Source organism: Streptomyces sp. 8N706 (assembly GCF_052245415.1).
Lineage (GTDB): Bacteria > Actinomycetota > Actinomycetes > Streptomycetales > Streptomycetaceae > Streptomyces.
In genome coordinates this window covers 21,278-36,565 of the sequence record NZ_JBQQBW010000069.1, presented here as the reverse complement: position 1 = coordinate 36,565, position 15,288 = coordinate 21,278, and the positions used below count along the sequence as shown (strand labels likewise).

At 71.8% G+C, this 15,288-nt stretch carries 12 protein-coding genes and 1 riboswitch; of the genes, 9 read left to right on the top strand and 3 right to left on the bottom strand.

The genetic code is table 11. The features are described 5' to 3' along the window. Positions 1-1,199 precede the first annotated feature (1,199 nt). From rpsB to ACTWQE_RS23080, 9 genes are all read left to right on the top strand, one after another. Positions 1,200-2,126, top strand: a complete 927-nt coding sequence (rpsB, locus tag ACTWQE_RS23120; protein ID WP_443330944.1) for a 30S ribosomal protein S2 — start codon at positions 1,200-1,202, stop codon at positions 2,124-2,126. 162 nt (positions 2,127-2,288) lie between these two features. Further along, the gene (gene tsf, locus ACTWQE_RS23115) at positions 2,289-3,125 is read left to right on the top strand and encodes a translation elongation factor Ts (RefSeq protein WP_443330943.1); all 837 of its coding nucleotides are present in this window, start codon (positions 2,289-2,291) and stop codon (positions 3,123-3,125) included. A gap of 170 nt (positions 3,126-3,295) precedes the next feature. After that, on the top strand, positions 3,296-4,063 hold the full coding sequence (pyrH, locus tag ACTWQE_RS23110; protein WP_443330946.1) for a UMP kinase: 768 nt from the start codon (positions 3,296-3,298) through the stop codon (positions 4,061-4,063). 151 nt (positions 4,064-4,214) lie between these two features. Further along, the gene (frr, locus tag ACTWQE_RS23105; protein ID WP_443330942.1) at positions 4,215-4,772 is read left to right on the top strand and encodes a ribosome recycling factor; all 558 of its coding nucleotides are present in this window, start codon (positions 4,215-4,217) and stop codon (positions 4,770-4,772) included. Then, positions 4,772-5,863: a phosphatidate cytidylyltransferase gene (locus ACTWQE_RS23100; RefSeq protein WP_443330941.1), complete on the top strand. Its 1,092-nt coding sequence runs from the start codon at positions 4,772-4,774 to the stop codon at positions 5,861-5,863. The genes frr and ACTWQE_RS23100 overlap by 1 nt, the downstream gene beginning before the upstream one ends. A 101-nt stretch (positions 5,864-5,964) precedes the next feature. Next, the gene (rlmN, locus tag ACTWQE_RS23095; protein WP_443330940.1) at positions 5,965-7,071 is read left to right on the top strand and encodes a 23S rRNA (adenine(2503)-C(2))-methyltransferase RlmN; all 1,107 of its coding nucleotides are present in this window, start codon (positions 5,965-5,967) and stop codon (positions 7,069-7,071) included. Positions 7,072-7,129: 58 nt separating this feature from the next. After that, a riboswitch (TPP riboswitch) is annotated at positions 7,130-7,239 on the top strand. 116 nt (positions 7,240-7,355) lie between these two features. Then, the gene (locus ACTWQE_RS23090) at positions 7,356-8,456 is read left to right on the top strand and encodes a thiamine ABC transporter substrate-binding protein (protein WP_443330939.1); all 1,101 of its coding nucleotides are present in this window, start codon (positions 7,356-7,358) and stop codon (positions 8,454-8,456) included. 71 nt (positions 8,457-8,527) lie between these two features. Further along, a complete protein-coding gene (locus ACTWQE_RS23085) occupies positions 8,528-10,309 on the top strand; it encodes an ABC transporter permease (RefSeq protein WP_443330938.1) in 1,782 nt (593 codons plus the stop codon). Beyond that, the gene (locus tag ACTWQE_RS23080; RefSeq protein WP_443330937.1) at positions 10,310-11,359 is read left to right on the top strand and encodes an ABC transporter ATP-binding protein; all 1,050 of its coding nucleotides are present in this window, start codon (positions 10,310-10,312) and stop codon (positions 11,357-11,359) included. A 146-nt stretch (positions 11,360-11,505) separates the two neighbouring features. Here the strand turns inward: ACTWQE_RS23080 and ACTWQE_RS23075 are convergent, their stop codons facing one another. The 3 genes from ACTWQE_RS23075 to ACTWQE_RS23065 all read right to left on the bottom strand — a co-directional run bounded on the left by ACTWQE_RS23075 (position 11,506) and on the right by ACTWQE_RS23065 (position 15,234). Continuing rightward, entirely contained in the window at positions 11,506-12,714 is a 1,209-nt protein-coding gene (locus ACTWQE_RS23075; protein WP_443330936.1) for a hypothetical protein, read from the bottom strand. Next, positions 12,696-13,427 (bottom strand): ABC transporter ATP-binding protein, encoded by a 732-nt coding sequence (locus ACTWQE_RS23070; protein ID WP_443330935.1) that lies wholly within the window; start codon positions 13,425-13,427, stop codon positions 12,696-12,698. The genes ACTWQE_RS23075 and ACTWQE_RS23070 overlap by 19 nt, the downstream gene beginning before the upstream one ends. A 172-nt stretch (positions 13,428-13,599) precedes the next feature. After that, entirely contained in the window at positions 13,600-15,234 is a 1,635-nt protein-coding gene (locus ACTWQE_RS23065) for a thiamine pyrophosphate-binding protein (protein ID WP_443330933.1), read from the bottom strand. Positions 15,235-15,288: the final 54 nt, after the last annotated feature.

Below are 15,288 nucleotides of genomic sequence, written 5' to 3'. Positions count from 1 at the left end.
CACCCCCCGCGCCCCGGGCCCGTCCTTCGGCCCGCCCACTTCCGCGTCTTCTCCTGCCTTCCGGTCGCGCCCGCGGTCCTCGGTCGTCTGCACCCGGGACGCATGGGATGGGCCGGCGTCCTCAGGACGGTCCGACTCCCTTGTCCCGCTGGAAGCGGCTTTCCCGGACACCGTCATGACCAGCAGGAGCGGCAGCAGGGCCAGGAAGGCCACTGCCCGGGAACGGGCGACGCCTCGTCCCTGGGCAGTGGAGGACAGGTCGGGTTCACGGGAGTTCTGACACTCGGAGCGGGCGTGCTGGTGCCGGAGCCCGGGGCCGCCCCGTGGACGGAGGACGGAGCCGTGCCATGGAGACGGGGAATGACGGTCGCTGCGCATGGACCGAGACTGGCCTGTCGCGACGCCGCGTGGGGATCATGGGTCGAATCTGTGGATTACCGATTGGTTGTGGACAAGTCCGTCATTCGGCTGGGTGATGGCCTGGGAAATGTCCGTCGGCTCCGCCCCCACCTGTGGGCCTGCTGCGGCCCGGACTCGCGCGCTCGAGGGGGATCAGGTCCCCAGCCCGGCCCTCCCGGCCCCCAGCCCTCCCCGGCCCCCGGCCCCGCCGTCCCCCGGTTCCCTTCGGTCCCCATCCTTGCCCCGCCCGCGGCGTTGCCCGACCCCCGCCCTCGAGCGGGGACTCCCGCCCATCCGGCTGTCGGACACCAACCCGGCCCCCGGTCCGCACTCCAGAGCGGACTCCGGCCCCGTTAGCTGTACGCTCCGGCCCGGTTCCGGTCGGCCCTCGGTTCCAGCCTCCGAGCGGACTCCCGCCCGGCGGTCTGTCGGGTACGGGCCCGGTCCGTCGCCCGGGCCGCGCCCCCGAACGCGTCCGGCCCGGGACCGTTCAGCCGTCCGGCTCCGGCTCGGCTCCCGCCCGTCGGCCGCCCGCCCCTGCCCGACCCGCTCCCGAGCCCGCCGTATGGCCTCGGTGAGTGTCGCACCGTGGTTCGGCGGTCCCGTACACTTCTGGTGGCGATCCGGGTCACCGGGTCGACTTCGCACGCCCCGCCGCCAGGTACATCCAGCTCTCTCGGGCCACGTACCGCGGCCGCGTCCCTCGGTCCATGGACAGCACTCCGTGGCAGGCGCGTCGGGGTGTCAGGCACAGCGGCCACCCGGCCGCGGTGAAACCGAGTACCTCAAGGAGTACGGCCATGGCCGTCGTCACGATGCGGGAGCTGCTGGAGAGCGGCGTCCACTTCGGGCACCAGACCCGCCGCTGGAACCCGAAGATGAAGCGCTTCATCTTCACCGAGCGCAACGGCATCTACATCATCGACCTGCTCCAGTCGCTGTCGTACATCGACCGCGCCTACGAGTTCGTCAAGGAGACCGTCGCCCACGGCGGCTCCATCATGTTCGTCGGCACCAAGAAGCAGGCCCAGGAGGCCATCGCCGAGCAGGCGACCCGCGTCGGGATGCCGTACGTCAACCAGCGCTGGCTGGGCGGTATGCTCACCAACTTCTCGACCGTCTACAAGCGCCTCCAGCGCCTGAAGGAGCTCGAGGAGATCGACTTCGAGGACGTGGCCGCCTCCGGCCTCACCAAGAAGGAGCTCCTGGTCCTCTCCCGCGAGAAGGCAAAGCTGGAGAAGACCCTCGGCGGTATCCGCGAGATGCAGAAGGTGCCCAGCGCCGTCTGGATCGTGGACACCAAGAAGGAGCACATCGCCGTCGGTGAGGCGCGCAAGCTCAACATCCCGGTCGTCGCGATCCTCGACACCAACTGCGACCCGGACGAGGTCGACTACAAGATCCCGGGCAACGACGACGCGATCCGCTCCGTCACCCTGCTCACCCGTGTGATCGCCGACGCCGCCGCCGAGGGCCTCATCGCCCGCTCCGGCGCCGCCACCGGTGACACCAAGCCGGGCGAGAAGGCCGGCGAGCCGCTCGCCGAGTGGGAGCGCGACCTGCTCGAGGGCGACAAGAAGGCCGACGAGCCGGCCGCCGCCGAGGCCCAGAAGCCGGCCGAGGCCGAGAAGCCGGCTGAGGCCGAGAAGCCCGCAGAGGCTGCTGCCGAGGCCCCCGCTGAGGCCCCGGCCGAGGCACCGGCCGCCGCGGAGACCGAGCAGGCCTGACACGGGGCGTCCGGGGAACGTTCCCCGGATTGACCGCAGCCCGCGGGAGCCCGGGAGCCGATCCCGGAGGACCGCGGCGTCACGGCTGATGACGGCGGGGGCAGGTGCCCCCGCCGTTCACCCGTAGATCCAATCGACTTTTCGAGAAGAGATTGACAGACCATGGCGAACTTCACCGCCGCTGACGTCAAGAAGCTCCGTGAGCTCACCGGCGCCGGCATGATGGACTGCAAGAAGGCGCTGGACGAGGCCGAGGGCAACGTCGACAAGGCCGTCGAGATTCTGCGCGTCAAGGGCCAGAAGGGCGTCGCCAAGCGCGAGGGCCGCAGCGCCGAGAACGGCGCCGTCGTCGCGCGTATCGCCGACGACAGCAAGTCCGGCGTGCTGGTCGAGCTGAAGTGCGAGACGGACTTCGTCGCCAAGGGTGACAAGTTCGTCGCCGTCGCCGACGCCATCGCCGCCCATGTCGCTGCCTCCTCCCCGGCCGACCTGGAGGCCCTGCTCGCCTCCGAGATCGAGGCCGGCAAGACCGTCCAGGCGTTCGTGGACGAGGCCAACGCGACCCTCGGCGAGAAGATCGTCCTCGACCGCTTCGCGCAGTTCTCCGGCGGCTTCGTCGCCTCCTACCTGCACCGCACCAGCCCGGACCTGCCCCCGCAGGTCGGCGTCCTGGTCGAGCTGGACCAGGAGAACGCCGAGGTCGCCAAGGACGTCGCGCAGCACATCGCCGCGTTCTCGCCGAAGTTCCTCTCCCGTGAGGACATCGCGGCCGAGACCGTGGAGAACGAGCGCCGCGTCGCGGAGGCCACCGCTCGCGAGGAGGGCAAGCCCGAGGGTGCCCTGCCGAAGATCGTCGAGGGCCGGGTGAACGGCTTCTTCAAGGAGAACGTGCTCCTGGACCAGGCGTTCGCCAAGGACAACAAGAAGTCCGTCCAGAAGGTTCTGGACGAGGCCGGTGTCGCCCTGAAGCGCTTCGCCCGCTTCCGGGTCGGTGTCTGAGTCCCGGACGCTCCGTTCAGCGACGGAATACGCCTGACCCGATAGGGTCGGGGGCAGTCGCCCGCTTAACAAGCCGGACGACCGCAGATGTGACGAGGAGGCCATTGCCGCAGAGGGCTCGACAGGACCCACCGGCAATGGCCTTCTCGTATGTGCACGAGGAGATCTCCATGAATCAGGGCGCCGACAAGGCCGACAAGAGCGATCACGGCGGCAAACGCCGACGCTTCATGCTGAAGCTTTCCGGTGAGGCGTTCGCCGGCGGAGGGGCCCTCGGGGTCGACCCCGACGTCGTGCACGCCATGGCGCGGGAGATCGCCGCCGTGGTCCGCGGCGGGGCGGAGATCGCCGTCGTCATCGGCGGCGGCAACTTCTTCCGCGGCGCCGAGCTCCAGCAGCGGGGCATGGACCGGGCCCGCTCGGACTACATGGGCATGCTCGGTACCGTCATGAACTGCCTCGCGCTCCAGGACTTCCTGGAGAAGGAGGGCATCGACTCCCGCGTCCAGACCGCCATCACCATGGGCCAGGTCGCGGAGCCGTACATTCCACTGCGGGCCGTACGGCACCTGGAGAAGGGGCGCGTCGTCATTTTCGGCGCGGGCATGGGCATGCCGTACTTCTCCACCGACACCACCGCCGCCCAGCGCGCCCTGGAGATCGACGCCGAGGCGCTGCTCATGGGCAAGAATGGCGTGGACGGTGTCTACGACTCCGACCCGAAGCAGAACCCGGACGCGGTGAAGTTCGATGCACTGGAGTACGGCGAGGTGCTCTCCCGCGGCCTCAAGGTCGCCGATGCCACCGCCATCACCCTGTGCATGGACAACAAGCTTCCGATCCTCGTCTTCGAGCTGCTCGCCGAAGGCAACATCGCGCGTGCGGTGAAGGGTGAGAAGATCGGCACACTCGTCAGCGATCAGGGAACCCGGGCCTGACGAACGGGCCCTGTACCGCGGGCAAGTGGGGCAATTCCCGGCCGTACGAACAGCCCGGCGCGGGGATGGACAACGGCCTGCCGGTCGGACACCGTGCAGGAGAAGAAGCGCAGGGCGGGGCTGTGCTCACTCACAAGACCAGGAGCAAGTGGTGATCGAAGAGATCCTCCTCGAGGCCGAGGAGAAGATGGAGAAGGCCGTAGTGGTCGCCAAGGAGGACTTCGCCGCGATCCGCACCGGGCGTGCGCACCCGGCGATGTTCAACAAGATCGTGGCGGACTACTACGGTGCGACGACGCCGATCAACCAGCTGGCGTCGTTCTCGGTGCCGGAGCCGCGCATGGCGGTGGTGACTCCGTTCGACCAGAGCGCGCTGCGGAACATCGAGCAGGCGATCCGCGACTCCGACCTCGGGGTCAACCCGTCGAACGACGGCAGGATCATCCGGGTGACGTTCCCGGAGCTCACCGAGGAGCGCCGCCGCGAGTACATCAAGGTAGCCAAGGGCAAGGGCGAGGACTCGAAGATCTCGATCCGTAGCGTCCGCCGCAAGGCCAAGGAGAGCATCGACAAGCTCATCAAGGACGGTGAGGTCGGCGAGGACGAGGGCCGCCGCGCCGAGAAGGAGCTCGACGACACCACCGCGAAGTATGTGACACAGGTGGACGAGCTGCTCAAGCACAAGGAAGCCGAGCTGCTCGAGGTCTGATGAACGACTCATCCTGGGGGGCCCCGCCGGGCACCGGCTTCTGGGGTCCGCCCGACCACGGGCCTGCCCCGGCGGGTCCCGCGCACGCGGCGGGCGACGCGGCGCAGACTCGGCCCATGCCCATCGTGCGCGACACAGGCGGAGACCAGGACGACCGTGACCGGGGGGCCGCTCGGCTGAGCGGCTCCCCGTTCCGCGACGAGCAGCGGCGGTCGGAGGACAACCCTGTGCACAGGCAGTCGCGGCACTCCGGCGAGCCGCAGCCGGCCTCGAAGAAGCGCGCGGGCCGGGACCTGCGCGCGGCGATAGGGGTCGGACTCGGTCTGGGCGCGGTCATCATCGCCTCGCTCTTCATCGTGAAGGCCCTCTTCCTCGGCGTGATCGGGGCAGCGGTGGTCGTCGGGCTCTGGGAGTTGTCCTCGCGGCTCTCGGAGAAGAAGGACATCCGGATCCCGCTCGTGCCGCTCGCGGTCGGGGGCGTCGGCATGATCGTCGCGGGGTACGTGCGCAACGCCGAGGGCGCGTGGGTGGCCATGGCCCTCACGACACTCGCGGTGCTCGTATGGCGGATGACGGAACCGCCCGAGGACTACCTCCGTGATGTGACGGCCGGTGTCTTCGCCACCTTCTACGTGCCCTTCCTGGCGACCTTCGTGGCGCTGATGCTGGCCGCCGACGACGGTGCGTGGCGGGTGCTCACCTTCCTGCTCCTCACGGTCGTCAGCGACACCGGCGCGTACGCCGTCGGCTGGCGCTTCGGCACGCACAAGCTCGCGCCGCGGATCAGCCCCGGCAAGACCCGTGAGGGACTGCTCGGCGCGGTGGCCTTCGCGATGGGTGCCGGGGCGCTGTGTCTGGAGTTCCTGATCGACGGCGGCAGCTGGTGGCAGGGGCTGCTGCTGGGTCTCGCGGTCGCTGCCAGTGCCACCCTCGGGGACCTCGGCGAGTCCATGATCAAGCGTGACCTCGGCATCAAGGACATGGGCAAGCTGCTGCCGGGCCATGGCGGGATCATGGACCGGCTGGACTCGCTGCTCCCCACCGCCCCGGTGGTGTGGCTGCTTCTGGTGATCTTTGTCGGACCCGGCTGACCTGCGCAGACGCATCACCGGTTGCCGGTCTCGTACGGGAACGGGGCCTGCCGTATTCGCCTGGCGGGCCCCGTTCGTACGTCTGCGACACTGGGGGGACCATGCCTGCACCCGGAGAACTCACTTTCGCCGTGCCGCGCGGAGCCAAGAAGCCCCCGCGGCACCTTGCTGACCTCACCCCCGCCGAGCGCCGCGAGGCTGTCGCCGCCATCGGAGAGAAGCCCTTCCGCGCCGGCCAGGTGTCGCGTCACTACTTCGCCCGCTACACCGACGACCCGGCGGCCTGGACGGATATCCCCGCGGCGGCCCGCGAGAAGCTGGCGGCCGAACTGCTGCCCGAGCTGATGTCCGTGGTGCGGCACCTCTCCTGCGACGCCGACACCACGCGTAAGACCCTGTGGCGGCTCTTCGACGGCACGCTCGTCGAGTCCGTGCTGATGCGCTACCCGGACCGGGTGACCATGTGCATCTCCTCCCAGGCGGGCTGCGGCATGAACTGCCCCTTCTGCGCCACCGGCCAGGCGGGGCTGGACCGCAATCTGTCGACCGCCGAGATCGTGCACCAGATCGTCGACGGTATGCGGGCCCTGCGCGACGGGGAGATCGCCGGCGGGCCCGCACGGCTGTCCAATATCGTCTTCATGGGCATGGGCGAGCCGCTGGCCAACTACAACCGGGTCCTCGGCGCGATCCGCCGCCTCACCGACCCCGAGCCCGACGGGCTGGGCCTGTCCCAGCGCGGGATCACCGTCTCGACGGTCGGTCTCGTGCCCGCGATGCTGCGGTTCGCCGACGAGGGCCTGAAGTGCCGCCTCGCGGTCTCCCTGCACGCGCCCGACGACGAGCTCCGCGACACCCTGGTGCCCGTGAACACGCGCTGGAAGGTCCGCGAGGTCCTGGACGCGGCCTGGGAGTACGCGGAGAGGTCCGGCCGCCGGATCTCCATCGAGTACGCCCTGATCAGGGACATCAACGACCAGGCATGGCGGGCGGACCTGCTCGGCCGTCTCCTCAAGGGTCACGGGGTGCACGTCAACCTCATCCCGCTCAACCCCACCCCGGGCTCGAAGTGGACGGCGTCCCGGCCCGAGGACGAGAAGGCGTTCGTGGCCGCGCTGGAGGCACACGGGGTGCCCGTGACCGTACGGGACACCCGCGGCCAGGAGATCGACGGGGCCTGCGGTCAGCTGGCGGCCTCCGAACGCTGAGCGACCCGTCCCGGGTTCCGGGCCGGGGCCGGTTGCTAGTGTGTGATCGAACAAACGCACATTCCGACAGGGGAGCGCCACAGCGCTGAGAGTGCGGCATCGTCAGGCCGCAGACCCTCGAACCTGAACCGGGTCATTCCGGCGTAGGGAGTTCGGTCACCACTCATGCTGTTGCGCCCCGCCGGGCAGCCGTTTCCGTACGGCGCCGGGCGGGGCCGCGTCTCTTCCTGGGCGGGGGTCCGGAGCCGGTCCGGTCCCGGAGAACGCAGCCAGGAGGAAACTCAGTGAACACCACCACCAAGGCCGTCGCCACCAGAGTCACCGCCACCGCCCTCACCGCGGCCCTCGGGATATCGGGGCTGGCCGCCTGCGGCGGGTCGGGTGGTTCCGGGAGCGGCGGTCCGGCGTCGAAGACCGTCACGCTCGTCAGCCATGACTCGTTCCTCGCCTCGGACGCGGTGCTGAAGGAGTTCACCAGGAAGACCGGCTACCGGGTGAAGGTGCTGCGCGGCGGTGACGCGGGCGCGGCCGTGAACCAGGAGATCCTCTCCAAGGGCAACCCCCGCGGGGACGTCTTCTTCGGTGTGGACAACACACTGCTCTCCCGCGCCCTCGACAAGGATCTGTTCACGCCGTACGAGGCGAAGGGGCTGGCGCGGGTGGACCGCGAGGTGCAGCTCGACGCGGGCAGGCACCGGGTCACTCCCGTCGACACCGGGGACATCTGCGTCAACTACGACCGGAAGTACTTCGCCGACAAGAAGCTGGCCCCGCCGCGTACCTTCGACGACCTGGTCAAGCCGCGCTACAGGAACCTGCTGGTCACCGAGAACGCGGCCACATCCTCCCCCGGACTGGCGTTCGTGCTGGCCACCGCCGCGAAGTACGGGGACGACGGCTGGCGGGGCTACTGGAAGAAGCTGAAGGCCAACGGCGTCGAGGTGGTCGACGGCTGGGAGCAGGCCTACAACGACCGCTTCTCCGGCTCCGCCGGCGGCAAGGGCAAGGGCGACAAGCCGCTCGTCGTCTCCTACGCCTCCAGCCCGTCCGCCGAGGTGGTGAACCTGAAGCCGAGGCCCGAGAAGGCCCCGACGGGCGTCGCGACCGGTACCTGCTTCCGGCAGGTCGAGTTCGCCGGACTGCTGGACGGGGCGAAGAACGAGAAGGGTGGCAAGGCGCTGCTCGACTTCCTGCTCAGCGAGCGCTTCCAGGAGGACGTGCCGCTGCAGATGTTCGTCAACCCGGTGCTCCGGGGCGCCGAGCTGCCGGAGGTGTTCACCACGTACGGGGTGAAGGTCGAGCACCCGGAGACCCTGCCCCCGGAGAAGATCGCCGCCAACCGTGAGCAGTGGGTCGAGCAGTGGTCCTCGCTCGTTCTGCGGTAAGAGCGCTCCGCGGGCCCGGTCGGCGCGACGCGCGGCGGCCGGGCTCCGGGACAGTGGTGCGTCTTGCCCTGATGGCCGTGCCCGTCGCGTTCTTCGGCGTCTTCTTCGGCTATCCGGTGGCCGCCATCGTCGGGCGGGGCCTGCGGGAAGGCGGGCGCTGGCAGGCCGGCCGGATCGGCGAGGTCCTCGCCGAACCGGAGCTGCTGCACGTGCTGTGGTTCACCCTGTGGCAGGCGGCCGCCTCGACCGGGCTGACCCTGGCGATCGCGCTGCCCGGGGCATACGTCTTCGCCCGGTTCGACTTCCCCGGCAAGCAGCTGCTGCGGGCTGTCGTGGTCGTGCCGTTCGTCCTGCCGACCGTCGTGGCCGGGTCGGCGTTCCTGGCGCTGCTGGGGCGTGGCGGGATGCTGGACCAGCTCTGGGGCGTCCGGCTCGACACCACGGTCTGGGCGATCCTGCTCGCGCACGTCTTCTTCAACTACGCCGTGGTGGTCCGCACCGTCGGCGGCCTGTGGTCCCAGCTCGACCCTCGGCAGGAGGAGGCAGCCCGGGTGCTCGGCGCCGGCCGGTTCGCGGCATGGCGCCGGGTCACCCTGCCCGCGCTCGCCCCGTCCGTGGCCGCCGCCGCCCTGATGGTCTTCCTCTTCACCTTCACCTCCTTCGGCGCCGTCCAGATCCTCGGCGGCCCGCGCTACTCCACCCTGGAGGTGGAGATCTACCGGCAGACCGCGCAGCTGCTGGACCTTCCGACGGCCGCCGTTCTGACGCTGGTGCAGTTCGCCGCCGTGGCCGCCATCCTCGCCGTGCACGGGTGGACCGTACGGCGCCGGGAGTCCGCCCTGAAGCTCGTCGACGCGGCCTCCACCGCCCGGCGGCCGCGGGGACCGGGACAGTGGGCCCTGCTCGGGAGCGTGCTCGCCGTGGTCGCGCTGCTGATCGTGGTGCCGTTGGGCGTGCTGGTGGAGCGCTCCCTCGCCGGGCCCGACGGGTACGGACTGGCCTTCTACCGGGCTCTGGAGTCCTCCGCCGCCGGCGGCGGGACCTTCGTCGTCGCGCCGCTGCAGGCCGTCTGGAACTCGCTGCGGTACGCGGCGGTGGCGACCGTGATCGCCCTGGTGGTGGGCGGGCTCGCGGCCGCGGCGCTGACCCGCGCGGGTGGGCCGGAGGGCGCGCCGGGGCGGAGAGCGGGGACGGCGCGGGAGCGGGAGAGCAGTGACCGCGGCGTCGTCAGGGGGCGGCGCGCCGCCGTCCGCGGTGGAACCCGCCGGGCCGCGGGGCCCGTGCTCGACCCGCAGGGCCGCGCCCCGCATGCCGCCGGAGGCGCCGTGAGGCTGATCCGGGGGTTCGACGCGCTGCTGATGCTGCCGCTGGGCACCTCCGCGGTGACCGTCGGCTTCGGCTTCCTCATCGCGCTGGACGAGCCGCCGCTGGATCTGCGTGCCTCGTGGTTCCTGGTGCCCCTCGCCCAGGCGCTGGTGGGCGTGCCGTTCGTCGTGCGCACCATGCTGCCGGTACTCCGGGCCGTGGACGTCCGGCTGCGGGAAGCCGCGGCGGTTCTCGGCGCCTCTCCGCTGCGGGCCTGGCGGGAGGTGGATCTGCCGCTGGTGCGGCGGGCGTTGCTGGTGGCGGCCGGTTTCGCCTTCGCGATCTCCCTCGGGGAGTTCGGAGCGACCGTGTTCATCGCCCGTCCGGACAACCCGACCCTCCCGGTGGCGGTGGCCCGGTTCCTGGGCCGCGCGGGGGAGTTGAACTACGGGCAGGCGATGGCCCTGAGCACCATTCTCATGCTGGTGTGCGCGGGTGCTCTGCTGGCGCTGGAGCGCCTGCGCCCCGACCGTTCCGGGGAGTTCTAGATGGCCTTGCTGCGGCTGGAGGAGGTGACCGTCCGTTTCGGCGAGCGCACCGCGCTCGACGCGGTGGACCTGGAGGTCGCCGAGCACGAGACGGTCTGTGTGCTGGGCCCCAGCGGCAGCGGCAAGTCCACCCTGCTGCGCGTGGTGGCCGGACTGCAGCGCGCGGACAGCGGAGCGGTGATCCTCTCCGGGCGCGACCGCACCGGTGTGCCCGCGCACCGGCGCGGGGTGGGCCTGATGTTCCAGGATCATCAGCTCTTCCCCCAGCGCGACGTGGGCGGCAATGTCGCGTTCGGGCTGCGGATGCACCGCGTCGGACGGGCCGAGCGGGAGCGTACGGTCGCCGAACTGCTCGATCTGGTCGGCCTGCCGGGTGCCGAGCGGCGGCCGGTCGCCGCGCTGTCCGGCGGGGAGCAGCAGCGCGTGGCCCTGGCCCGTGCCCTGGCACCCCGGCCGAAGCTGCTGATGCTGGACGAGCCGCTGGGCCAGCTCGACCGGAGCCTGCGGGAACGGCTGGTCGTCGAGTTGCGCGAGCTGTTCCACCGGCTGGGGACCACGGTGCTCGCCGTCACCCACGACCAGGGGGAGGCGTTCGCGCTGGCCGACCGGGTGGTGGTGATGCGGGACGGGCGGATCGCGCAGACCGGGACGCCACTGGAGGTGTGGCAGCGGCCGGCCTCGGAGTTCGTGGCGCGGTTCCTCGGCTTCGACAACGTGGTCGCCGCCACCGTGCTCGGTGAAGTGGCCGACACGCCCTGGGGGAAGGTGCCGGTGCCCCCGGGCTCCGCGCAGGGCGCCTCCCGGCTGCTCGTACGCCCGGCGGGCGTACGGCTCACCCCGGTGACGGAGGGCCTGCCCTGCACGGTGGCGGCGCGGACCTTCCGGGGCAACCATGTCGCGCTGATCCTGGAGCCGGAACACGGGCCACGCCTGGAAGCGGCGTGCGCCCTGCGGGACGCCCCGGAGCCGGGCGCCACGGTGGGCGCCGCCTTCATCGCGTCGGACGTGGTGCTGCTGGACGAGCCGGTCTCCGCGGGGCACGCCGGCTGACGGCAGTTCAGCCGCGGGCAGCAGCCACGTCCGGCTCTCGCAACTACAGGACCCAGTCCGCCGGCCTCGAAGGATGCGATCCCGTGGTCACGGACGGTCCGGCAGGTGGCACCGGATGCCCGGTCACCGCAGGGGAGGGAGGGCCGTCAGCGGGCCAGGGGCAGGGTGGCGAGCTCCGCGACGGCCCAGGTGACCGGTGAGAGTACGGCCACCATCACCCCGCCGCGCAGGGCCGCCGCACGGCGCAGCATGCCCGCCGAGGCACCGAGCCGCAGCAGCGCCGCCGTCGTGTCGGTGCGGGCCCCCTTGGTCTCCAGCGCGGCGGTGAGCACGGTCGCGGTGGCACAGGCCATCACGATCGCCGCCCCGATCCCCGTCAGCGGGCCGAACGGCCGGTCCCCGGAGGCGAGGGGCGCCGTCCCGTACAGCCGGTTCGCGGCCAGCGCACCTGCGGTGACCGCGCACAGCACCCCGAGGGGGCGCCCGATCCGGTGCGCCTCCTCCTGGAGGACGCGCCCGGACAGCAGCCGCAGCGCGCCGGGGCGCCCCGCCGCCAGCAGTCGTCCGCACAGATGGGTGAGGCCGGGACAGGCGAGCACCAGGCCCGTCGCGATCAGCACCCAGCCGCCGACCACACCCGGCGGGATGGAGTCCAGACGGCCGGGGAGGGGGAACAGACCCTCGGAGGACGGTGGCGTGGTGCTGCCCGCGTACGACCCGAGGGCGATTCCCGCCGCCGTCAGCGCGACGCCCCAGGGCAGGCCCGTGGAGACCGTCGCCCGGGCGTTGGAGTTCTGCTGGGCGGCCGCCGGCTGCTGCGGGTCGGGCGACGAGGCGGGGCGCCGCTTCCGCGGGCGCAGGGCGATCGCTCCGGCCGTGGCCGCCAGCGCGGGCGCCACGAACAGCAGGGTGACCACCGCCGCGAAGGGCGCGGGCTCGCCGCCCCCGAGCTGTTCGGCCGCTTCGCCGTCGGAGGGCAGAGGGCCCAGGTCCCCCCGCAGGAGCAGGAAGGCCAACAGTGCGAACACGCTGCCGAGGGTGCAGGAGACGGCGGTGGACACGGCCGCCAGCAGAGCCAGGCGCACCGGCCCGAAACCGGCCGAGGACAGGCCGGGCTGCGGGCGCGCCCCCGGGTCCGTACGAGCCACGGCCACGGCGAGCTGTACGACCGCGGCCAGGGGCACCACACACCACAGGAGTCGTACGGCCGAGCCGGCCGCTTCGTCCGGGTGACCGATCGCGTAGCCGAACGTGGACAGCAGCAGGAAGCCGGCCCCGGCGGACGCCCCGGCGACGAGCAGCCGGCGCAGCAGGACCAGCGGATGGGTGCCGCGGGCTAGACGGAGAGCGAGCACGCGGCCGCCCTGCCCTCCGCGTCGGGGGCCGGAACGCCACTGACCCGCCTGCCGTCCACCAGCCCGACGGTGCGGTCCGCGAGGGCGGCCACCTCGGCGTCATGGGTGGCCAGGACGACGGTGATGTGGTGCGAGCGCGCCGCGGTGGTGAGTGTGCGCAGCACATGCGCACGGTCCGCCCGGTGCAGCGGCGCGGACGGCTCGTCGGCGAAGAGCACCGACGGGTCCCCGGCGAGAGCGCGGGCGATCGCGATGCGCTGGCGCTGTGCCTGGAGCAGCCCGGCGGGCCGCTTGCGGGCGCAGTCGCCGACGTCGAGCCGTTCCAGCCACTCCTTGGCGGCCGTTCTGGCGGCGCGGTGCGGGGTGCCGCGCAGCAGCAGGGGCAGCGCGGCGTTCTCCCAGCCGGTCAGCTCGGGGACCAGGTGCGGCTCGGGGTCGATCCAGCCGAAGCGGTCCCGGCGCAGCCGCTCCCGTCCCAGCCGGCCGAGCGTGTGCACCGGGGCGCTGTTGAACCACACCTCGCCGCTCTGCGGCGCCAATTGCCCCGACAGGCACTGGAGCAGCGTCGTCTTGCCACTGCCCCGCGGCCCGGTGACGGCCAGGATCTCGCCCTCCCGGACGCCGACGGAGACGCCGGCGAGCGCGGGGGAGCCACTGTGCGCGTAGTGCAAGGAGCGTGCCCAGAGCACGTCGTTGTCCGGCGGGGCCTCCATGATGAACACCTCGGCTTACCTACGACAGTCCGTTCCCCTGACCGGGTGAACGAACATGAGCCCAATCGGTCACTCGCACCGTAAGGCTCGGGCGCGCGTGAGGCCTCTCCCACGGTCCGTGCGGGGCCGAGGTTCCTCCGAACGGACTCATATGAGCCGATTTGTCCGAGTGTCAGATGTCGTCCGTCAGATGCGTCGGAGCGAACATCCGCAGAACCGCCGGGAGGACCACGACCGACGGACCCGGCGCCGCCAGGGCCGCCGTCAGATCCTCGCCCAGCCGGTCGGCCGAGGTGCGCACGGCGGGGACGCCGAACGACTCGGCGAGCGCCACGAAGTCGGGCCGGGCCAGCTCGGTGGCGGTGGCCTCGCCGAAGGCGTCGGTCATGTACTCGCGGAGGATGCCGTAGCCCCCGTCGTCGACGATCAGCCAGGTGACGGGCAGGCCGTACTGCCGGGCCGTGGCGAGCTCGGCGATGGAGTACATCGCGCCACCGTCGCCGGAGACGGCCAGTACCGGTGTCGAACGGTCCGCCGCGGCGGCGCCGAGTGCGGCGGGGAAGCCGTATCCCAGGCCGCCCGCGCCCTGGGCGGTGTGCATGGCGCCGTCGCGCGGGTCGAACGCGGACCACGCCCAGTACGCCAGGATCGTCATGTCCCAGAAGGTGGGCGCCGCGTCCGGCAGGGCGTTCCGCACGGTGGCCAGCACACGCTGTTCCAGGTCGAGATCCTGCACCTCGATGCGGTCCCGTACGCGGGCCAGCAGGCCGGCGGCGGCCTTGGCTCCGTCGCCCTCGGGGCGTCGCGTGACCCTGGAGGCCAGCGCGTCCAGCGCGAGCCGGGCGTCGGCGTGGATGCCGAGCGCCGGGTGGTTGGACTCCAGCTTGCCGAGGTCGGCCTCGATCTGGATGACGCGGCCCCGAGGCGCGAACGTGTGGTAGTTCGAGGAGAGTTCACCGAGACCCGAGCCGACGACGAGGAGGACATCGGCCTCCTCCAGGAGGTCGGTGGTGTGCCGGTCCTCCAGCCAGGACTGCAGCGAGAGCCGGTGCTCCCACGGGAACGCGCCCTTGCCGCCGAAGGTGGTGGCGACCGGCGCGTCCAACGCCTCGGCCAGCGCCCGCAGTTCCTCCTGCGCCCCGGAGCGCACCACACCGCCGCCCGCCAGGAGCACCGGACGCTCCGCCTCGTCCAGCAGCCGTACGGCCTCGGTGATCAGCTCCCAGCGGGGCTCGAGCTGGGACGGAGCGGCGCGCAGGGAGAGCACCGGCGGTACGGACACCGGCGCGAGCAGGACGTCCTGCGGGATCTCCACCCACACCGGCCCGCTGGGTGCCTCGAGCGCGGATGCCCAGGCCGCGGCGAGCGCCGAGGGGATCTGCGACGCCGTACGCACGGTGTGCACGGACTTCACCACATCGCGGAAGGAGGCCTTCTGGTCGGTGAGTTCATGCAGATAACCCTTGCGGCCGCCGCCGAGACCGGCGGTCGGCACCTGGCTGCTGATGCCCAGCACCGGCGCGGACGCCGCCGCCGACTCCTGGAGCGCGGCGAGGGTCATCAGCGCGCCCGGTCCGGTCGAGACGAGCAGCGGCGCCACACCCCCGGTCACCCGGGCGAAGGCGTCGGCGGCGAACCCCGCGTTGTTCTCCACCCGCAGCCCGATGTACTCCAGCGACGAGCGGCGCAGCGCGTCGAAGGTGCCGAGCGCGTGCTGTCCCGGCAGCCCGAAGACGGTGGTCGCGCCGAGCGCGGTGAGGGATTCGACGACGAGGTCGCCGCCATTGCGCGGCTGCGCGCTGCTCATCGGATGAGCCTTCCTGTGCGGTTGCCGACCCGCTGGGGTGCGGCGGAGGTGTGA